Source organism: Clostridium sp. AM34-9AC (assembly GCF_003480225.1).
Lineage (GTDB): Bacteria > Bacillota > Clostridia > Lachnospirales > Lachnospiraceae > Acetatifactor > Acetatifactor acetigignens.
In genome coordinates this window covers 3,305-3,615 of sequence record NZ_QUIU01000054.1, presented here as the reverse complement: position 1 = coordinate 3,615, position 311 = coordinate 3,305, and the positions used below count along the sequence as shown (strand labels likewise).

1 pseudogene is annotated in these 311 nt (G+C 46.0%); it reads left to right on the top strand.

The window, feature by feature from the left end:
* Positions 1 to 93 precede the first annotated feature (93 nt).
* Positions 94 to 311: pseudogene (locus DW835_RS17545) on the top strand (mobilization protein); the annotation flags it as partial.

Genomic DNA, 311 nt, shown 5'->3' with positions numbered 1-311 from the left:
TCCATGAAAAAGAAATCTGCCCGGATAAAGGAATTGCAGGAATTGATACGGGAGGGCGAGAATTACCAGCGGCTAAAACCTGTTCATACGGAATTGAACAATATCAAGTTTAAGAAACAGAGGGAGAAATTTGAAACATCCCACGATGCGGAGTTACGGCTGTTTTATGCCGCCCGCCGTATTTTGAAAGAAAAACTGGACGGAAAACCCATTGCCCTGAAAGCATGGAAACAGGAATACGCACAGTTAAAAACAGAGTATGCCGAACTGTCTCCGCAGCACAAGCCACTCCGGGAGGAAGTCATACGGCT